Source organism: Pseudomonas sp. S3_E10, from assembly GCF_054667615.1.
In genome coordinates this window covers 2417759-2440324 of record NZ_CP162743.1, presented here as the reverse complement: position 1 = coordinate 2440324, position 22566 = coordinate 2417759, and the positions used below count along the sequence as shown (strand labels likewise).

The window sequence follows — 22566 nt, the reverse complement described above, 5'->3', positions numbered from 1 at the left end:
TGAGAATGGGCAATGGTGAAAATCGACGCGCAACCCCAGCAATTTGCTGAGGACGATAGATTTGGTGGCTTTCACAAATTCGGCAGGCATCAATTAATGCTAATGCGACCCTCGGGCTCTCAGACGTGCCAGTCCTTGCTTTATATGGCCAGCGTTTTCACTGATCGTATCGAGGGCTCCGCGGACGTTCTGACCCAACTCGGGCGCCGATTGCGACTCGATCCGCAAGGTCAACTCCATAACCGCTGCTTCCAACGCCAACTGGTTTTCATACAGCCTTTCAAGTACGTCTGGTAAAGAGTATTCGTCCGACATGACCCGATTCCGTTTGTGAAATCCGTAGCATAGACAATTCCGATTTTATGATCTTGGACCTGCTATGACTCCTGCAGCAAAAGCGCCTTTCAATTGAGGTGTATTCTCAGGCGTAGGGTATGCATTTCAAAAAGAGTAATAAAAGCAATACGCGGTCGGAGGCGGGCTGGAGGCCACGGCTTTACTGGAGTTTGGGTATCACATTGAAAGGTAATATGAGGTGATATGAAAGGTAATATTTTGACCAAACCCCCGGTTTCATTGGGTTTCGTCCCTTAGGAATATCACCTTATAAAAGAGTAATACTATTACTTCTATATCACTTGAATATCACCTTTTCCGAATATCGTTCAAAGCCTTGTGCCGCGTGGCCTACAGCTCGATTCGGAAAACGATATCACCTTTATCACTCTTTTTTGTGGAAGTAGATTTCAGAAATCATCCTTGAGATGCTCGTGCTCTACCTTGAGCGACGCGAGCCGGCAGAACGAACAGAAACTGAGCCAAGGCGAGTGTGAACTCGATAGATTTGCGGGCATCAGCCTCATCTGGCATGGGGGCTTCTTCGTCTGCATGCCGCTGATCATTTGCATCGAGCCTGACTTCATGGGCCCACTCTGCCATCTCTGCCGTAATGAGGTGTTCAGTAGCTGCTTTACCAATACGTGTATAAAGACTGCCTTCTTTAAGGCCCTTATCTTTTAACATCGCGTCGACGGCCGAAGCGGCAAGCATCACAGCACCTGATGGAGCTGCGATGCTATTAATAGCCTGTTGCAGAAAAGTTCTGGCTCGTTGGGGTATTGAGTCATGGACGGTCTGGGGGACAGGCCAAACCTCAAGAACATCGCTCATAGACCCATCGCGTCTGTCGAAAACGTCAGCGGTTGCCATGGTGACTCCGCCGCACACAGAGCACGTGTACATGTACCAATTACGCACGTTTTTTTGGCGATCATCAGCAGTAGTGATTGAGGTTCCGTAATTCAGCGACGGCTGAGCGATGTTGCAGTGCGGGCAACGAGGTAAAGGCAACGAATTTCCTTGCTTCATTTTCCGCTCCGAGTTGGCCGTACGTCCCCATGCCACCAGCCGTTGTTACGTGACTTGTTACGTGCGGGACAAAAAACAAAGGCCTGCATCGCTGCAAGCCTTTGTTTTTAAATGGTGCCGGCACCAGGAGTCGAACCCGGGACCTACTGATTACAAGTCAGTTGCTCTACCAACTGAGCTATACCGGCGTGTTAGGGCGACGATTATAGCGACTGCCAAGGTTCTGTAAACCCCTGAAAACTGACTATTTTTGCGAAAACCCAAGTTTTCGCAAATCTCCCCGCATTTCCCTACGTCCCTCGCGAAAAATCAACGCTCGTGCAGGGCCTCTGCGCGCGATTTGATGATGGGTTTGAGCAGGTAGCTCAAGATGCTTTTCTTGCCGGTGATGATGTCCACAGACGCCACCATGCCCGGGATGATCAGCAGTGGCTTCTCGTCGGTGCCCAGGTGGCTGCGGTCGGTGCGCAGTTTGATGATGTAGAAGGTGTTTTTCTTCTCTTCGTCCATCACGGTGTCGGCGCCGATGGTTTCGAGTTTGCCTTTGAGGCCGCCGTAGATGGTGTAGTCGTAGGCGGTGAATTTGATCATCGCTTCTTGGCCGGGGTGCAGGAAGGCGATGTCTTGCGGGCGGATTTTTGCTTCCACCAGCAGGGTGTCGTCCAGCGGGACGACTTCGGCCATGTCGCTGCCGGGCTGGATCACGCCGCCGACGGTGTTGACCAGCATCTGTTTGACGATGCCGCGCACGGGGGAGGTGACCATGGTGCGGCTGACGCGGTCTTCCAGGCCTTTGGAGGTCGCTTGGGCCTTGCTCAGGTTGGTGCGGGCTTCGTTCAACTGGGCGAGGGCTTCGCTGCGAAACTTGCCGCGGGTTTCATCGATTTTGCGCTGCACTTCGTTGATGGCGGCCTGGGCGCGGGGGATGGCCAGGGTGGTGCCGTCGAGCATGCCGCGGGTTTCTACTTCGGAGCGCTTGAGGCGCAGCACTTCCACCGGCGAGATCGCGCCTTGTTTGACCAAGGGTTCGGACATGCCGATTTCCTGGCGCAGCAGGTTCAGGCTGTTGCGGTATTGCTCCTGCTTGGAGCTGAATTCACGCGCCTCTTGCTGGCGTTGCAGCAGTTGTTGTTGCAGCCCGCCAATTTCGTCCGCCAGTTGCTGGCGGCGGCTCAGGTACAGCGATTCTTCGTTCGAGGCCTGGTTGGGCACGGCTTTGCGCGCGTCCTCGGTGATGTTCAGCGGCCGATTTTCGATCTCTGCGCTAAGGCGCTCCACGCGCAGTTCCATGGCCACGCGGTCGGCTTCGGTTTCGCCGACGTTGGAGGCAAAGCGCGTGTCGTCCAGGCGCACCAGTGGCGCGCCGGCTTCGACGATCTGCCCTTCGTGCACGTAGATCTGAGCGACGATGCCGCCTTCCAGGTTCTGGATCTTCTGGATGCGCGACGACGGGATCGCCTTGCCGTCGCCCTTGGTGACTTCATCGATAATCGCAAAGTGTGCCCACAGCAACAGGAACACGAAGAAGCCGATCACGCCCCAGATGGTCAGGCGCACGATGCGCGGGGCATCGTCGATCAGGGCCTTTTCGACCTCGGGCAATGGCTGGTCATCGAGCGAATCGCTGCCCTTGAAATAGCGGAAGATCACGTCCTTCCAACGGCCTGAACCGGACTTAAGCAACACTGATCTGCCCCTTTTTCAGCGCTTCCATGACGGCCGCTTTTGGACCGTCTGCGAGGATCTGGCCACGGTCGATCACCAGCAGGCGATCGACCAGGCTCAGCAGCGAAGCACGGTGGGTGACGAGAATCACCGTCTTGTTTTCGATAACCGACTGCAAGCGTTGCTTCAGGCGTTCTTCACCGGTGTTGTCCATGGCGCTGGTGGGTTCGTCCAGCAGCAGAATCGGTGGGTTCAGCAGCAGCGCGCGGGCCAGGGCAACGTTCTGGCGCTGGCCGCCGGAAAGGTTTTGCCCGCGCTCGCCCACTTGCAGTTCGTAACCTTGCGGATGCAGCCTGGCAAATTCATGCACGCCGGCCAGCTCCGCGGCCTGCAGCACCATTTCATCATCCACATAGCGTGCACCGGACACGAGGTTGTCGCGCAAGGTGCCGGCCAGCAATTGGATGTCCTGGGCCACGTAGCCGATGTTATGCCGCAATTCGCTGACGTCGATTTGGCGGATGTCTACGCCGTCCACCAGCAACGAGCCGGAGTCGGGTTGATACAGGCCCACCAACAGCTTGGCCAGCGAGCTTTTGCCCGAGCCGCTGCGGCCGATGATGCCGATCTTCTCGCCAGGGCGAACCGTCAGGTTGATGCCGCGCAGCGCCAGGTTCTGTTGGTTCGGGTAGGTAAAGTCGACCTCGCGGAACGTCATCGCGCCTTGCAGCGTTTTACGGCTGAGGGGGCGCTCGTCGAAGTTGCGTTCCTGCGGCAGCTCCATCATCTGGTCCACCGACACCATCGTCACCTTGGCTTGCTGGTAGCGCGTCAGCAGGCCCGACAGTTGCGCCAGCGGGCCGAGTGCGCGGCCGCTGAGCATGTAGCACGCCACCAGGCCGCCCATGCTCAGGGCGCCATCGATGATCTGGTACACGCCGAAGATGATCATCGCCACGCCCGCCACTTGCTGGATCAGCAGCGTGATGTTCATCGCCAGGCCAGACAGAACCTTCACCCGCAATTCCAGCCGGCTGAGGGTGCCAATGGTTTGTTCCCACTGGTATTGGCGTTCGCTTTCGGCGTTGTTGACCTTCACCGCATCCAGCCCGGCGAGGGTTTCGATCAGGCTCGACTGGCGTTCGGCACTCAGGGCCATGGTGCGCTCAAGTGTCGCGGTCAGCGGTTTTTGCAGGAAATGGCCGATACCCAGCGCCAGCGGGAAGGCGACGATGGGGATCCACACCAAGTGGCCGCCGAGCAGCGCGATGACCGCGAGGATGATCAGGGTAAACGGCAAATCGATCAGGCTGGCGAGGGTCAGGGAGGTGAGGAAGTCGCGCATCCCCTGAAACTCGTGGATGTTCGAGGCATAGCTGCCCACGCGTGCCGGGCGCATTTTCATCGACATGCCCACGATGCGCTCGAACAGCGTCGCGGAAATGATCAGGTCGGTTTTCTTGCCTGCCAGGTCCAGGCACAGGCTGCGCATGCTCTTGAGCAACAGATCGAACAGGTAGGCGCCGCAAATACCGATGGCCAGCACCCACAAGGTGGCCGTGGCCTGGTTCGGTACTACGCGGTCATACACGTTCATCACAAACAAGGGCGCGGCCAAGGCGATCAGGTTGATCACCAGGCTGGCGGCGATGGCGTCGGCGTACAGCCAGCGCGAACGTTTGAGGGTGTCTTTGAACCACGAGCGGGCCCGCGGGATCAGCGTGCCGCTGGTGACGTCAAATTTATGTTGCGGTTGGGCGAAGAAAACCCGACCGCTGTAATCTTGACTCAGCGCTTCGCGGCTAACCTGGACTTCGCCACCGTCGCTTTCGCTGAGCAACAGGCGGGCGGTGTCACCCTCCCACGCCAACAGCACCGCGCTGCGTCCTTCCTTGAAAAGCAGCAACGCCGGCAATGCGATGGACGGGATCTGCTCCAGCTTGCGCTGCAGCAAACGGCCCTGCAAACCCGCCCGGGCTGCTGCGCGGGGCAGCAGGTCGGGGCTCAGGCGCTGGCCCGCCAGGGGCAGGCCGGTGGTCAGCATGGCCCGGCTGGCAGGCTTGTAATGCAGGGAGCAGAGCGTCAACAACCCGTCCAGCAAGGGGTCGTCATGCTGACTGCGCGGGTCATGGTTGAGCTGCGCCACACCTATTTCAGAATCCAAGCTGACTCTCTCTTAAACGGTTGAGTGGTTCACGCCGTCAAGAATCAGTTCATCCCTGGCAGGTTTACCTTCGTTTTGACTTCGTTCTGCACAACTGATGCCAGCGGCGCAACGACGCCCTGACTTCTCAGCAATTGGCCCATATCGGCCTTGATGCGGTACTGCGTATAGATGTGCAGGCTTTTGATCTGTGCCAGGCGCTGCTGAGCGGTGAACAGCTCGTTCTCGCTGTCGAGCAAGTCGAGCAGCGTGCGCTCGCCCAGGCTGAACTGCTGCTGGTACGAGGTGCGCACTTTGTTGCTGCGGTCTACGTATTGCTGTGCGATCGGCACCTGCTGGCTGGCGTTATTGTAGGCGTTCCACGCCAAACCGAGTTCTTCATTCAACTGACGCAGGGCGTTGTTGCGAATATCCAGCGCCTGGCTGGCCTGGGACGCCTTGGACTGCAGGCTGGCTTTGTCGCTGCCGCCGTTATACAGGTTGAACTGCATGTTCAGCATCGCGGAGTAACCATTGTCATGGCCTTCTTCGCCGCCGATGTTGTTGTTGGCTGAACGCTGCAGCACTGCATCAAAGCGCGGGTAGAAAGTCGATTTGGCGGCTTCGTACTGCTTCTCGGCAGCGGCGATATCCGACTCGGCAGAGCGCAATACCGGGCTGTCCGCAATCATCTGGCGGCGGGCTTCATCCAGGCTGGCCGGTAGCGCGGTCACAATGCCCAGTGGTTTTTCCAGCTGGTCGGGCTCTTTGCCAACCACGCTCAAAAAGTTGGTATTGGCATCCGCCAGGTTGGTCTGCTCGGTGATCAGGTTGTTTTGGGCCTGGGCCAGTCGGGCTTCGGCCTGGTCCATGTCCGCCATTCTTCCGACGCCACGGCTGGTGCGCAGTTGGATCTGGTCAAAAATACGTTCGTGGCTTTTCAGGTTGTCTTCTGCCAGTTGCACCATCTCGCGACGGGTCAAGACATCCAGATAAACCTGGGCAACCGTCAGTGCGGTGCGCTCGGACGTATTGAGCAGCGCATACCCACGGGAGTTGGCGGTGGCTTGTTGGCGACCGACTTCATTGACGGTGCCAAAGCCTTGGAACAGATTTTGCTGAAGACGGATCGACGACTCGCCACGGTTCAGTGTTTTCCAGTCGTGGCTGTTGCTGGCGGCACGCGTGGAGGTGTTGTCCGAGCTTTCACGGCCATAACCGCCCAGCAAGTCGACCTTAGGCAGGTAGCCGCCTTGGGCTTCCCTGACCTGATAGTCGGCGGCAATGCGCGCATTGATGGCCGCCTGGATTTCCGGGTGGTTCTCCACGGCGGCTTGCATCGCTTCGGGAAGGGTTTGGGCCTGGACAAAACTGGCGGCTAGAGCAAACGGCATGGCTTTAAAAAAGTGCAAACGCATTCTGATTTTTCCCGGGGATTGGTTGCCTGAAAAACCGCAACAAATTGGAATATGCATTGGAGTGGCAACTCGAAATGCCCGTTTTTCTTGGACGCCTGAAGGCGCAAACAGAAAGTCGCGAGGCCGCTTAAATATCAATGTGACATTACTGGGCAGATTGTTTAGGATGGCGCTCAATAGGTCAATACCTTGACGGGAAAGTAATTTTTCGCAAGAAACAACAGAAAATTGACGCCAATATATTTTTACACAAAATGCGTACTCCAACTATCTGAATCGGCAGCAGCGAGAGGGCCGGTCTCCTTGATGGATACCCCCGAACGGCAATACACGGAGAGTCTTTTATGAGCAGCGTTGCGGTCGTCAAAAGCATTGTCGGTCAAGTGTTCGCAGTTTCCCCGGAAGGGATTCGCCGCCTGCTCGTAGAAGGGGACCGCTTGGTCGCGGGTGAGCAGGTCGATACCGGCGCATCTGGCGCTGTCTCGCTGGAGCTGGCGGATGGCCGGGTCATCGACCTGGGCCGCGACACTCAGTGGAGCGCCAGCGCTCCTGACTCGTCCACCGACCTCAGCGCCGCTACCGCACAGGCCGCACCGTCCGTCGCCGAACTCCAGCAAGCCATCGCTGCCGGTGCCGACCCGACCCAAGTCCTTGAAGCCACGGCTGCCGGCCCGACCTCCGCCGGTGCCGACGGCGCCGTGGGCGGCGGCCACAGCTTTGTGGTACTGGAAGCCACCGCAGGGGTGGTTGACCCTACCATCGGCTACCCGACGACCGGTCTGAACGCCGCTGATGCCGTGGGCAATACCCTGACCGCCGCCGACAATAATGGCGTCGATCCACGTAACGTCACTATTACCCTGACCGCCACACCCACCATCACCGAAGCCGGTGGTGTGGTTGTTTATACGGTGTTTGTCACCCAGGCCCCGACCAGCGACCTGACCGTTACCTTGTCCAACGGCCTTGCAGTTGTGATCGCCGCCGGCCAGACCTCGGGCGTACTGAACGTCACGTTTGCCGGCAATGACACGCCCTACCTGGATGCCTCGTCGATCTCCGCCACCATCGCCGGCACCTCCGGCGGTGGCAACCTGATCATCACCACTGACCCGGCGCCGGCCGTTACCCAGATCAACGACACCATCGACACCACCACCGTCACGCTGACCGCGACCGCATCGGTGGATGAAGGCGGCAAGATCGTCTACACCGCGACCGTGACCAACGCGGCGCAGACAGACGTTGTTATCAAGCTGTCCAACGACCAGACCATTACCATCGAAGCGGGCAAAACCACCGGTACGGTCAGTATCGACACGCCCGCGAACCTGGCCGATGGCAAAGACCTGGTCGTCAGCGCCACCATTACCAGCGCCACCGGCGGCAATTACGAGAACCTGGCGATCAACCCGCAAGCGGCCACCTCTACCGTGGTTGCCGTGGACGATCCTAGCGTTTTGCAGGCTGATACCAATACCATCGCCGAAGATGGCGTTGCGACCGGCAACGTGCTGAGCAACGACAGCGACATCGACAACGTCCTGGCCGTATCGACCTTCAGCGTGGGTGGCACTACATTCAACGCTGGCCAAACCGCCGTTATTGCCGGCGTGGGTTCCATCACCATTGGGGCTGATGGCGCGTACACCTTTACTCCGGTTAAAGACTTCAATGGTGAAGTGCCGCAAATCGGCTACACCACCAATACCGGTTCCAGCAGCACGCTGAATGTGAACGTCGACGCAGTTGATGATGCCAGCGTTCTGAAAGCCGACACCGGCAGTGCGTTGGAAGATACCGTTGCCACCGGCAATGTGCTGACCAATGACGTCGACGTTGATAACGCACTGACCGTCGCCACTTTCAACGTCAACGGCACCACTTACACCGCCGGTCAAACCGCAATCATCGCGGGCGTTGGCTCTATCACCATCGGTGCCGACGGCGCCTACGCCTTCACTCCGGTCAAAGACTTCAATGGTGATGTGCCGCAAATCGGCTACACCACCAACACCGGTTCCAGCAGCACGCTGGATGTGAAGATTGATGCGGTTGACGACGCGAGCGTCTTGAAAGCCGACACCGGCAGCGCGTTGGAAGATACCGTTGCCACCGGCAACGTGCTGAGCAATGACAGTGACATTGATAGTGTATTGAGCGTTGCCACCTTCAACGTCGACGGCACTACCTACACTGCCGGTCAAACCGCGATCATCGCGGGTGTTGGCAGCATCACCATCGGTGCCGATGGCGCGTACGCCTTCACCCCGGTCAAAGACTTCAACGGCGATGTGCCGCAAATCGGCTACACCACTAACACGGGCTCCAGCAGCACGCTGGACGTGAAAATCGAAGCCGTTGACGACGCGAGCGAACTCAAAGCTGACACCGGTAGCGCCTTGGAAGACACCGTTGCCACGGGCAACGTGCTGACCAATGACGTCGATGTTGATAACACCCTGACTGTCACGAGCTTCAACGTCGGTGGTACCACCTACACCGCCGGCCAAACCGCAATCATCGCGGGTATTGGCAGCATCACCATCGGCACCGACGGCGCATACGCCTTCACCCCGGTCAAAGACTTCAACGGCGATGTGCCGCAAATCGGCTACACCACTAACACGGGCTCCAGCAGCACGCTGGACGTGAAAATCGAGGCCGTTGACGACGCTAGCGAACTCAAAGCTGACACCGGCAGTGCCTTGGAAGACACCGTTGCCACCGGCAATGTGCTGACCAATGACGTTGATGTCGATAACACGCTGACTGTCACGAGCTTCAACGTCGGTGGTACCACCTACACCGCCGGCCAAACCGCAATCATCGCGGGCATTGGCAGCATCACCATCGCCACCGATGGCGCGTACGCCTTCACCCCGGTCAAAGACTTCAACGGCGATGTGCCGCAAATCGGCTACACCACTAACACGGGCTCCAGCAGCACGCTGGACGTGAAAATCGAAGCCGTTGACGACGCGAGCGAACTCAAAGCTGACACCGGTAGCGCCTTGGAAGACACCGTTGCCACGGGCAACGTGCTGACCAATGACGTCGATGTTGATAACACCCTGACTGTCACGAGCTTCAACGTCGGTGGTACCACCTACACCGCCGGCCAAACCGCAATCATCGCGGGTATTGGCAGCATCACCATCGGCACCGATGGCGCATACGCCTTCACTCCGGTTAAAGACTTCAACGGCGATGTCCCGCAAATCGGCTACACCACGAACACCGGTTCCAGCAGCACGCTGGATGTGAAGATTGATGCGGTTGATGACGCCAGCGAACTCAAAGCCGACACCGGCAGTGCCTTGGAAGACACCGTTGCCACTGGCAACGTGCTGACCAACGATGTCGACGTTGATAACACCCTGACTGTCACGAGCTTCAACGTCGGTGGTACCACCTACACCGCCGGCCAAACCGCGATCATCGCGGGCATTGGCAGCATCACCATCGGCACTGACGGCGCGTACGCCTTCACCCCAGTCAAAGACTTCAACGGCGACGTACCGCAAATCGGCTACACCACTAACACCGGTTCCAGCAGCACGCTGGACGTGAAGATTGATGCGGTTGATGACGCGAGCGAGCTGAAAGCCGACACCGGCAGCGCCTTGGAAGACACCGTTGCCACTGGCAACGTGCTGACCAACGATGTCGACGTTGATAACACCCTGACTGTCACGAGCTTCAACGTCGGTGGTACCACCTACACCGCCGGCCAAACCGCGATCATCGCGGGCATTGGCAGCATCACCATCGGCACTGACGGCGCGTACGCCTTCACCCCAGTCAAAGACTTCAACGGCGACGTACCGCAAATCGGCTACACCACTAACACCGGTTCCAGCAGCACGCTGGACGTGAAGATCGAAGCGGTTGATGACGCCAGCGTCTTGAAAGCCGACACCGGCAGTGCCTTGGAAGACACCGTTGCCACCGGCAATGTGCTGACCAATGACGTTGATGTCGATAACACGCTGACTGTCACGAGCTTCAACGTCGGTGGTACCACCTACACCGCCGGCCAAACCGCAATCATCGCGGGCATTGGCAGCATCACCATCGCCACCGATGGCGCGTACGCCTTCACCCCGGTCAAAGACTTCAACGGCGATGTGCCGCAAATCGGCTACACCACTAACACGGGCTCCAGCAGCACGCTGGACGTGAAAATCGAAGCCGTTGACGACGCGAGCGAGCTGAAAGCCGACACCGGCAACGCCTTGGAAGACACCGTCGCCACCGGCAATGTGCTGACCAATGACGTTGACGTCGATAACGCCCTGACCGTCGCGACCTTCAACGTCAACGGCACCACTTACACCGCCGGCCAAACCGCAATTATCGCGGGCATCGGCAGCATCACCATCGGCACCGACGGCGCGTACGCCTTCACGCCGGTCAAAGACTTCAACGGCGACGTACCGCAAATCGGCTACACCACCAACACCGGCTCTAGCAGCACGCTGGATGTGAAGATTGATGCGGTTGATGACGCGAGCGTCTTGAAAGCCGATACCGGTAGCGCGTTGGAAGACACCGTTGCCACCGGCAATGTGCTGACCAATGACGTCGACGTTGATAACACGCTGACTGTCACGAGCTTCAACGTCGGTGGTACCACCTACACCGCCGGTCAAACCGCCGTTATCGCGGGCATTGGTTCTATCACCATCGGTACTGATGGCGCGTACGCCTTCACGCCGGTCAAAGACTTCAACGGTGATGTACCGCAAATCGGCTACACCACCAACACCGGCTCTAGCAGCACGCTGGATGTGAAGATTGATGCGGTTGATGACGCGAGCGAGCTGAAAGCCGACACCGGCAACGCCTTGGAAGACACCGTCGCCACCGGCAATGTGCTGACCAATGACGTTGACGTCGATAACGCCCTGACCGTCGCGACCTTCAACGTCAACGGCACCACTTACACCGCCGGCCAAACCGCAATTATCGCGGGCATCGGCAGCATCACCATCGGCACCGACGGCGCGTACGCCTTCACGCCGGTCAAAGACTTCAACGGCGACGTACCGCAAATCGGCTACACCACCAACACCGGCTCTAGCAGCACGCTGGATGTGAAGATTGATGCGGTTGATGACGCGAGCGTCTTGAAAGCCGATACCGGTAGCGCGTTGGAAGACACCGTTGCCACCGGCAATGTGCTGACCAATGACGTCGACGTTGATAACACGCTGACTGTCACGAGCTTCAACGTCGGTGGTACCACCTACACCGCCGGTCAAACCGCCGTTATCGCGGGCATTGGTTCTATCACCATCGGTACTGATGGCGCGTACGCCTTCACGCCGGTCAAAGACTTCAACGGTGATGTACCGCAAATCGGCTACACCACCAACACCGGCTCTAGCAGCACGCTGGATGTGAAGATTGATGCGGTTGATGACGCGAGCGAGCTGAAAGCCGACACCGGCAGCGCCTTGGAAGACACCGTTGCCACGGGCAACGTGCTGACCAACGATGTCGATGTCGACAACACCCTGACTGTCACAAGCTTCAACGTCGGTGGCACCACCTACACCGCCGGCCAAACCGCGATCATCGCGGGCATTGGCAGCATCACCATCGGCACCGACGGCGCCTACGCCTTCACCCCGGTCAAAGACTTCAACGGCGATGTACCGCAAATCGGCTACACCACGAACACCGGTTCCAGCAGCACGCTGGACGTGAAAATCGAAGCCGTTGACGACGCGAGCGAACTCAAAGCTGACACCGGCAGTGCCTTGGAAGACACCGTCGCCACCGGCAACGTGCTGACCAACGATGTCGATGTCGACAACACGCTGACGGTCACAAGCTTCCACGTCGGTGGTACCACCTACACCGCCGGCCAAACCGCAATCATCGCGGGCATTGGCAGCATCACCATCGGTACTGATGGCGCGTACGCCTTCACCCCAGTCAAAGACTTCAACGGCGACGTACCGCAAGTCGGCTACACCACCAACACCGGCTCCAGCAGCACGCTGAACGTGAATATTGAAGCGGTCAATGACGCCCCGGTACTCGGCAACGCTTCGACCAACGCCTTCGGCGACACTTACATCGAAGGCAAGCCGGGCGGCTACGTCGCGGCGAACCTGACTATCAGCGATGTCGACAACGACACGCTGCAAAGCGCCAAAGTCACGCTGGCCAACCCGCTGGCCGATGACGTCCTGATCGCAGATGCCAGCAACGCCAAAATCACGGTCAGCTATGACAAAGACACCGGGGTGCTGACCCTGTCCGGTGAAGCCACGAAGGCCGAATACCAGGAAGTCCTGCGTTCGGTGCACTTTGCCAGCGAAAGCCAGAACCCGGTCGCTACCGACCGCACCCTGACCATCACCGTGAACGATGGCCAACTGAACTCGGCGCCTGTGACCTCCGTGGTGAAAGTGGTTCCGGTCAACGATCCGCCTGAGGTCGCGTTCGACAGCACCACGTTTGCCGAGCAAGCCGACGCGGGTGCACTGGTTAAAAACCTGAGCATCAGCGATGTAGACAATTCCACCTACAGCAAAGTGGTGGTCACCGTTGACCACCTGGCGTCCGGTGATTTGCTCAGCAGCGCCGATGTGCTCAAGGCCCTGGCCGTTGCCGGTATCACCATCGCCCAAACCGGCAGTGCCGCCGATGGCAGCATCGTCTACACCCTCACCAGTGATTCGCCAGCCGGCAGCAGCGCGGCCGACTTCATCAAAGTGGTCGAGGCGATCACCTTCCAGAGCCCAGGCAACAACCCGGTCGGTACGGATCGCAGCGTCACCATCGCCGTCACCGATATCGGCGGGGGCAACCTTGACCGTGAGCCTGCGCTAACCGGCAGCGCCACCGGCAAGGTCACCATCGACCTGTTCAACGATGCACCGACAGCGGCGGCTACCCCTGCCGGCGCCGATGAAGACCACGCGGCCACCATCGTACTGAGCGGTGCCGATGTGGACGGTACTGTCGCCAATTTCGTCATTACCACCTTGCCGGAAAACGGCAAGCTGTACAGCGACGCAACCCTGACAACCGAACTCAAAATCGGTGATGCAGTGCCGGCAGGCGCTGATGGCAAGGCATCGGTGTACTTCTCGCCGACCAGCGACTGGAGCGGCAACACCTCGCTCACCTTCACCGCGGTCGACAATGGCGGTAAAGCCAGTGGCCAAACCACAGCCGCCATCACCATCGCCCCAGTGACCGACGCCCCGCACCTGGGCCTGCTCGGTGGCGGCGTTGTGAGCTCGATCAACTTCGACGGCGCCGCCCTCAACGGTTCGTGGGGCACGGTGGCGGTCGGCGACGCCAATAACGCCGCCGGCACAACGGCGACCACCCCCTGGTTGACCGGTAACAGCGACGGCAAAGTCGAAATCGGCCAAAGTGGCGTCTACGGCGTAGACACCCCAGGCAACAGCCAAGTCATCGAACTTGAGAAAAACGCCGGCGACGACGCCAGCCTGTACACCCTCATCAAGGCCGAATCCGGCACGGCGTACAGCATCAGTGTCGACTACTCGCCGCGTGCGGGCGCCGAGAACAATTCGGTGATCGATGTGTTCTGGGGCGGCGTCAAAGTCGGCACCCTGGATGCAACCACCGTTGGCATGAAGACCTACACCTTCGTCGTGCCTGTCACCGTCGACGGTGATGCCAAACTCGAATTCAAAGCCCCTACCAGCAATTCGCTTGGCGGTGTACTGGATAACATCAGCGTCACTCAGGTACTGAACACTGGCCTGGAAGACCACGCGATCAAGCTGTCCGCGATTGACGCCTACGCCACCGACAAAGATGGCTCCGAGACGCTCAAACTGGAGATCAGCGGTATACCGGACGGTGCGACTCTTACCGATGGCGCGGGCCACACCTTCACCGCGACCGCTGGCAGCCAAAGCATCGATATCAGCGACTGGAACAAGGCCACACTGGTCTTCAACCCGGCGCCAAACGCCAACGGCCTGGTAAACCTCACCGTGACCGCCACCGCGCAAGATGGCGATGCAGCACCCAAGTCCGAGTCAATTACGCTGCCGATCAAAGTGATTGCGGTCGACGATCCGAGCGTATTGGGCGCGGATACGGGCAGTTCGTTGGAAGACCAGGTTGCCACCGGCAATGTGCTGACCAACGACAGTGACGTCGACAGCGTGTTGAGCGTTGCCAGCTTCAACGTGGGCGGTACTACCTACACTGCGGGCCAAACTGCGGTTATTGCTGGCGTGGGTTCTATCACCATCGGTGTCGATGGCGCGTACGCCTTTACTCCGGTTAAAGACTTTAATGGTGATGTGCCGCAAATTGGGTACACCACCAACACCGGATCGAGCAGCACGCTGGATGTGAAGATTGACGCGGTTGATGACGCGAGCGTCTTGAAAGCCGATACCGGCAGTGCGTTGGAAGACCACGTTGCCACGGGCAATGTGCTGACCAACGATGTCGATGTCGACAACACCCTGACTGTCACGAGCTTCAACGTCGGTGGTACCACCTACACCGCCGGCCAAACCGCGATCATCGCGGGCATTGGTTCTATCACCATCGGCACCGACGGCGCATACGCCTTCACTCCGGTTAACGACTTCAACGGCGATGTACCGCAAATCGGCTACACCACCAACACCGGTTCCAGCAGCACGCTGAATGTGAACATCGTGGCGGTTGACGACGCGAGCGTCCTGAAAGCCGACACCGGCAGTGCCTTGGAAGACACCGTTGCCACTGGCAATGTGCTGACCAATGACGTCGATGTCGACAACACCCTGACGGTCACAAGCTTCAACGTTGGTGGCACCACCTACACAGCCGGCCAAACCGCAATCATCGCGGGCATTGGCAGCATCACCATCGGCACCAATGGCGCCTACGCCTTCACCCCAGTCAAAGACTTCAACGGCGATGTACCGCAAATCGGCTACACCACCAACACCGGTTCCAGCAGCACGCTGAACGTGAACATCGTGGCGGTTGACGACGCGAGCGTCCTGAAAGCTGACACCGGCAGCGCCTTGGAAGACCACGTTGCCACGGGCAATGTGCTGACCAACGACGTTGATGTCGACAACACCCTGACTGTCACAAGCTTCAATGTGGGTGGTACTAACTACACAGCCGGTCAAACCGCGATCATCGCGGGCGTTGGTTCTATCACCATCGGCACCAACGGTGCGTACGCCTTCACCCCGGTCAAAGACTTCAACGGCGATGTACCGCAAATCGGCTACACCACCAACACCGGTTCCAGCAGCACGCTGGACGTGAAGATCGAAGCGGTTGATGACGCCAGCGTCTTGAAAGCCGACACCGGCAGTGCCTTGGAAGACACCGTTGCCACCGGCAATGTGCTGACCAACGACTTCGATGTGGACAGCGCATTGAGCGTTGCGACCTTCAACGTCAACGGCACCACCTACACCGCCGGCCAAACCGCGATCATCGCGGGCATTGGCAGCATCACCATCGGCACCGACGGCGCGTACGCCTTCACGCCGGTCAAAGACTTCAACGGCGATGTACCTCAAATCGGCTACACCACGAACACCGGTTCCAGCAGCACGCTGGATGTGAAGATTGATGCGGTTGATGACGCGAGCGAGCTGAAAGCCGACACCGGCAGTGCCTTGGAAGACACCGTTGCCACCGGCAACGTCCTGACCAACGACGTCGATGTTGATAACGCCCTGACTGTCACGAGCTTCAACGTCGGTGGTACCACCTACACCGCTGGTCAAACCGCGATCATCGCGGGCGTTGGTTCTATCACCATCGGCACCGACGGCGCCTATGCGTTCACTCCGGTCAAAGACTTCAACGGCGATGTACCTCAAATCGGCTACACCACCAACACCGGTTCCAGCAGCACGCTGGACGTGAAGATCGAAGCGGTTGATGACGCCAGCGTCTTGAAAGCCGACACCGGCAGTGCCTTGGAAGACACCGTTGCCACCGGCAATGTGCTGACCAACGATGTCGATGTCGACAACACCCTGACTGTCACGAGCTTCAACGTCGGTGGTACCACCTACACCGCCGGCCAAACCGCGATCATCGCGGGCATCGGCTCTATCACCATCGGCACCGACGGCGCCTATGCGTTCACCCCGGTTAAAGACTTCAACGGCGACGTGCCGCAAATCGGCTACACCACGAACACCGGTTCCAGCAGCACGCTGGATGTGAAGATTGAAGCGGTTGACGACGCGAGCGTCTTGAAAGCCGACACCGGCAGCGCGTTGGAAGATACCGTTGCCACCGGCAACGTGCTGAGCAATGACAGTGACATTGATAGTGTATTGAGCGTTGCCACCTTCAACGTCAACGGCGCTACCTACACTGCCGGTCAAACCGCCGTTATCGCGGGCATTGGCAGCATCACCATCGGCACCGACGGCGCCTACGCCTTCACCCCAGTCAAAGATTTCAATGGTGACGTACCGCAAATCGGGTACACAACCAACACCGGCTCTAGCAGCACGCTGGACGTGAAGATCGAAGCTGTTGACGACGCGAGCGTCCTGAAAGCTGACACCGGCAGCGCCTTGGAAGACCACGTTGCCACGGGCAATGTGCTGACCAATGACGTTGATGTCGACAACACCCTGACTGTCACAAGCTTCAATGTGGGTGGTACTAACTACACAGCCGGTCAAACCGCGATCATCGCGGGCATTGGTTCTATCACCATCGCTACTGATGGCGCGTACGCCTTCACCCCGGTTAAAGACTTCAACGGCGATGTACCGCAAATCGGCTACACCACCAACACCGGTTCCAGCAGCACGCTGGACGTGAAAATCGAAGCCGTTGACGACGCGAGCGTTCTGAAAGCTGACACCGGCAGCGCCTTGGAGGACCACGTTGCCACTGGCAATGTGCTGACCAATGACGTCGATGTCGACAACACCCTGACGGTCACAAGCTTCAACGTTGGTGGCACCACCTACACCGCCGGCCAAACCGCAATCATCGCGGGCATTGGCAGCATCACCATCGGCACCAATGGCGCCTACGCCTTCACCCCAGTCAAAGACTTCAACGGCGATGTACCGCAAATCGGCTACACCACCAACACCGGTTCCAGCAGCACGCTGAATGTGAGCATCGTGGCGGTTGACGACGCGAGCGTCCTGAAAGCCGACACCGGCAGTGCCTTGGAAGACACCGTCGCCACAGGCAATGTGCTGACCAACGACTTCGATGTGGACAGCGCATTGAGCGTTGCGACCTTCAACGTCAACGGCACCACCTACACCGCCGGCCAAACCGCGATCATCGCGGGCATTGGCAGCATCACCATCGGCACCAATGGCGCCTACGCCTTCACTCCGGTCAAAGACTTCAACGGCGATGTGCCGCAAGTCGGCTACACCACCAACACCGGTTCCAGCAGCACGCTGGACGTGAACATCGTGGCGGTTGACGACGCGAGCGTCCTGAAAGCCGACACCGGCAGTGCCTTGGAAGACCACGTTGCCACGGGCAATGTGCTGACCAACGACGTTGATGTCGACAACACCCTGACTGTCACAAGCTTCAACGTCGGTGGCACCACCTACACCGCCGGCCAAACCGCGATCATCGCGGGCGTTGGTTCTATCACCATCGGCACCAACGGTGCGTACGCCTTCACCCCGGTCAAAGACTTCAACGGCGATGTACCGCAAATCGGCTACACCACCAACACCGGTTCCAGCAGCACGCTGAATGTGAACATCGTGGCGGTTGACGACGCGAGCGTCCTGAAAGCCGACACCGGCAGTGCCTTGGAAGACACCGTTGCCACCGGCAATGTGCTGACCAACGACTTCGATGTGGACAGCGCATTGAGCGTTGCGACCTTCAACGTCAACGGCACTACCTACACCGCCGGTCAAACCGCGGTCATCGCGGGCGTGGGCAGCATCACCATCGGCACCAACGGTGCGTACGCCTTCACGCCGGTCAAAGACTTCAACGGCGATGTGCCGCAAGTCGGCTACACCACCAACACCGGTTCCAGCAGCACGCTGAACGTGAACATCGTGGCGGTCAACGACGCGCCGACTGCAACCAATGGCTACGTCGACAGCAAGGAAGACACGTCGGTCGAGCTGACCTGGTCCACCTTTGGCGTCAAGGATGTGGACTCCGCGAACCCGAAAGTGGTGTTTACCAGCCTGCCGGCCGGTTCCATCGAGTACAAAGTCAACGGCCAGTGGGTCGCGCTGACCTCGTCGGATCTGAAAACCGATACTTCAGCCGGCAAGGCATTCAGCCAATCTGACTTCGATAACCACAACGTGCGCTACACCCCGGCGGCCAACGAGTCGGGTGACAACAGCTTCGGCGGCACCAGCGTGGGTAACAAGCAGGGCGATTACACCGAGCTGAAGTTCCAGGCTACCGACGGCAGCGCCTACAGCGACACCAAAACCATCACGGTGGACATCCACCCGGTAACGGATGTGCCGGTTGTGGTCGTGCCCCCATTCGCCGCAGTGCCGACAGGGTTGGTCATTCAAACCTGGACCGGTGGCACGCTCGCTAAAGACCTGGGCACTAACGGTAATGGTGTTGCCCAGTCCAGCGACCTGATCAAGGTGATCGACGCTAAGACCGCCGCCAGCGCAGTCTCGACTGCGGTCATCAACAATGTCAGCAACGGCAGTGTGGCGGAGGGCACGGCGACTAAAGTCTCTGGCCTGATCTACCTGGAAGCCGGCAAAAGCTACACCTTCACCGGTACGGCCGACGACAGCCTGGCGATCACCGTGGGCGGCAAGTTGGTCGCTTCCGAAACCTGGAGCAAGGGCAGTGCGATTACCGGGACGGCCTATACGCCGACCGAGTCGGGTTACTACACCCTCGACATCTACCACTACAACCAGGCGGGCGGCGGCAACTACGACGTCAATGTGTCGATCAACAACGGCCCGTCGATGTCGCTGGGCAACAGCGGTGTGCAGACCTATACCAGTGTGGAAGCGTTGAAAGCCGCCGGCGCGGTGCTGGGCGATAGCCATGTGGTCAATGGCGAAGGCTATTACACCGGCTACGTCTACAACCGTGGGCTGGAAGACACCGCCATCAAGGTCGCTCCGATTACCACCACGTTTGTCGACAACGACGGCTCGGAATCCCACAAGGTGGAAATCAGCGGCTTGCCCAAAGGTACCGTGATTACCGATGGCACCACGGGCCACAGCTACACCTCCACCGGTACCGCCGCGCTCTACGATGTCAGCGACTGGAACCTGAAAACCCTGAAGGTTACGCCGCTCAAGGACTCGACCGCCAGCTTCGATATCACCGTGAAAGCGACGGCCAAAGAGTTGAGCACCGGGGTCGAAGAGGTGACGACCGGTAAAGTGAGCATCGTGGTCACCCCAGTCAACGACGCACCGACCCTGGACCTCAGCACCGCGGATGGTGCTGTCGCCACCGGCTACAACGCCTCGTACACCGAGCGCAGCAACACCGGTGTTTCGATTACCGGCAGCGTGGCCATCGCTGACGTCGACAGCACCCAGATGCAAAGTGCGACCATCACCCTGAAAAACGCCAGTGCGGGTGATCAGCTCGGCTCCAGCCTGGTGACGGTAGGGGGCACCTACAAAGGCATTACCCTGACCAGCGTCGGTACGGACGTCAGCGGCAAGATCGTGCTGACCCTGTCGGGTGCGGCGGATGCGGCTACCTACAAGACGCTGCTTGAGTCGTTCCAGTACTCCAGCACCAGCAAGTACCCGGCGATCGGCGATCGCACCATTGATGTCTCCGTGACGGACAACGAGGGTGGCAACAGCCTGAGTTCGTCTGTGGCGACAACGACCATCACGGTCAAGTCCCAGGTCTACAACACTGTCGCCGAAGGCGGCGCGGCGGCGGACACCATCGATCTGGGCACAAGCTCAGCCAACAACATTGTGGTGGGCGACAAAGGGGGTATCACTACGCCGGGTTCCAACTACAACATCGCGTTTGTTGTGGATACCTCGGGCAGTATCGGGTCGTCGGCGATGAACTCGATCAAGGGCCAGCTCTCGAGCATTTTCGACACCCTGATCGCTAACGCGAAGATGACGGGCTCGGGTGTAGTGAAGGTGTTGCTGGTCGACTTCGACACCAAGGTCGAGTCGCTGGTGTCGGTCAACCTGGCGGACCAGGCTGCCGCCAAGGCTGCCCTGCAGGCCGTGTTGAATAACATGGCTTCCAACCCGAACGACATGACCAACTACGAAGACGCCTTCAATGCGGCAACGGCCTGGTTCAAGAGCGCTGACGCCACCAGCAACACCGGTGCGAAAAACCTGACGTATTTCATTACCGACGGCGAGCCGAATGTCTACAACGTGAAGTACGACAGCATCAGCCTGGGCTCAACCAGCTACTGGTGGGGCAATAACGTCAGCTTCGACAACAAGGTCAACAGCAGCACCTATACCCTGGGCCAGACCACTGCGCTCACCGCAACCGTCTACGACCAGACACGGGTCATCGTGGACACTGACGGCAAGGTCTACTCGTATGACTCGTCCGGCACCCGGATCTTCCAAGGTTACGTCGTGTCCGACGGCCATGGTGGTTTCGACGTGGCGGGGGCTGCCAGCAATAGTCGCTATGACTATGCGTTGGACAACGCCAAGGCGGCTTACACCGCGCTGACCACCTCGGTGGCCGGCGGGGTTGAAGTGCAGGCCATCGGCCTGGGCAGCAGCGTCGACAAAGACATGCTGCAAAAGTACTTCGATACTGACAAGACGGTCAGCACGATCGATACCGCGAAGCTGGCCGACACCATCACCGGCCACACCGCCGACACTGGTGCGGACAAGGTTTCCGGTGGTTCGGGCAATGACATCCTGTTCGGTGACCTGATCAGCTACAACGGCCAGGAAGGCAACGCCGCACTCAAGGCGTTCGCTGCCGAGAAGCTGTCCACCACGGTCGATCACATCGATGACCGTACACTGCATCAGTTCGTCACCGAGCATGTGCAGGACATCGGTGCATTGGCCAGCGCGTCGAATATCTACGGTACCAAGGATGGCGGCGACACCCTGATCGGCAACGCCGGCGATGACATCCTGTTCGGCCAGGGCGGTAACGACAACCTCTCCGGTGGTGCAGGCAACGACATCCTGGTGGGCGGCAAGGGCAATGACACCCTGACCGGCGGCGCGGGTGCGGATACCTTCGTGTGGCTCAAAGGCGATACCGGCAGCGACACGGTCACCGACTTCAAGCACAGCGAAGGCGACAAGCTGGACCTGTCCGATTTGCTGCAAGGCAATAACGACACCAACCTGTCCAGCTACTTGAAGTTGACCACCGACGCATCCGGCAACTCGACGTTGAGCGTGAGCAGCAGCGGCTCGTTCACCGCCCAGGGCGGTACGGCCGATGTCACGATCAAGATCGATGGCGCCAATTGGGGCTCCGGCAGCACCGCGATCAATAACCTGATCGCCGGTGGCGACCTGACCGTCAAGCATCACGACTGATCACCCGGCAGCGCCAATCTTCAAGGATTGGCGCTGCATGGGCATCAGCGTCGGGAAAATCTGTGTAATCTCTGCGAGGGCACCTGCTTGGGGCCTGCAGGGATTTTTTTATTGGGAGAACGTTAATGTTCTACGTGCAACGCGATCAACAGAACGCTTTGGTTCGCGTCGAGGCGGATGCCTTCGCCGGGGCCACCGAGACACTGGAGGCCGACCATCACGAGATTCTGGCGTGGTTTGCCGATGATGCGGTGGACAACAGCCTCAAGCATCTCAGGCAAAGCGACCTTGAGATGATCCGCGTACTTGATGACTTGATCCAGGTGCTGATCACCAAGAACGTGATGAGCATCACTGACTTGCCGCCGGCGGCACAGGCTAAGTTTTTGGAGCGTACCAAGGCGAGGGCGACATTGGGCGGCTTGAGCGAGCTGATCAATGACGATGAAACCGGCTTGATCTGACGCTG

The 22566-nt window shown here is 59.0% G+C and carries 7 protein-coding genes and 1 tRNA gene; 2 read left to right on the top strand and 6 right to left on the bottom strand.

All coding sequences use genetic code 11. From position 1 onward, the window contains the following. Window positions 1-99: 99 nt before the first annotated feature. From AB4N98_RS10935 to AB4N98_RS10910, 6 genes are all read right to left on the bottom strand, one after another. A complete protein-coding gene (locus tag AB4N98_RS10935) occupies window positions 100-315 on the bottom strand; it encodes a hypothetical protein (protein ID WP_460149421.1) in 216 nt (71 codons plus the stop codon). A 438-nt stretch (window positions 316-753) separates the two neighbouring features. Next, on the bottom strand, window positions 754-1368 hold the full coding sequence (locus AB4N98_RS10930) for a DUF4145 domain-containing protein (RefSeq protein ID WP_460149420.1): 615 nt from the start codon (window positions 1366-1368) through the stop codon (window positions 754-756). A 112-nt stretch (window positions 1369-1480) separates the two neighbouring features. Continuing rightward, window positions 1481-1556, bottom strand: a tRNA-Thr gene (locus AB4N98_RS10925). A 121-nt stretch (window positions 1557-1677) separates the two neighbouring features. Beyond that, a complete protein-coding gene (locus AB4N98_RS10920; RefSeq protein WP_026067116.1) occupies window positions 1678-3054 on the bottom strand; it encodes an HlyD family type I secretion periplasmic adaptor subunit in 1377 nt (458 codons plus the stop codon). Continuing rightward, a complete protein-coding gene (locus AB4N98_RS10915) occupies window positions 3044-5197 on the bottom strand; it encodes a type I secretion system permease/ATPase (protein ID WP_017526005.1) in 2154 nt (717 codons plus the stop codon). The genes AB4N98_RS10920 and AB4N98_RS10915 overlap by 11 nt, the downstream gene beginning before the upstream one ends. Before the next feature lie 44 nt (window positions 5198-5241). Next, a complete protein-coding gene (locus AB4N98_RS10910) occupies window positions 5242-6594 on the bottom strand; it encodes a TolC family outer membrane protein (RefSeq protein ID WP_135196903.1) in 1353 nt (450 codons plus the stop codon). A gap of 344 nt (window positions 6595-6938) precedes the next feature. Here AB4N98_RS10910 and AB4N98_RS10905 point away from each other — a divergent pair, with 344 nt between their 5' ends. Further along, window positions 6939-22097: a retention module-containing protein gene (locus AB4N98_RS10905; protein WP_460149419.1), complete on the top strand. Its 15159-nt coding sequence runs from the start codon at window positions 6939-6941 to the stop codon at window positions 22095-22097. A gap of 125 nt (window positions 22098-22222) precedes the next feature. Next, window positions 22223-22561, top strand: a complete 339-nt coding sequence (locus AB4N98_RS10900; protein WP_065879524.1) for a tryptophan synthase subunit beta — start codon at window positions 22223-22225, stop codon at window positions 22559-22561. Window positions 22562-22566: the final 5 nt, after the last annotated feature.

What these genes read in the sequence shown, in the direction of transcription:
- AB4N98_RS10935 (WP_460149421.1), bottom strand. Translation starts at nt 315, where the DNA reads ATGTCGGACGAATACTCTTTACCAGACGTACTTGAAAGGCTGTATGAA.
- AB4N98_RS10930 (WP_460149420.1), bottom strand. Translation starts at nt 1,368, where the DNA reads ATGAAGCAAGGAAATTCGTTGCCTTTACCTCGTTGCCCGCACTGCAAC.
- AB4N98_RS10910 (WP_135196903.1), bottom strand. Translation starts at nt 6,594, where the DNA reads ATGCGTTTGCACTTTTTTAAAGCCATGCCGTTTGCTCTAGCCGCCAGT.
- AB4N98_RS10905 (WP_460149419.1), top strand. Translation starts at nt 6,939, where the DNA reads ATGAGCAGCGTTGCGGTCGTCAAAAGCATTGTCGGTCAAGTGTTCGCA.
- AB4N98_RS10900 (WP_065879524.1), top strand. Translation starts at nt 22,223, where the DNA reads ATGTTCTACGTGCAACGCGATCAACAGAACGCTTTGGTTCGCGTCGAG.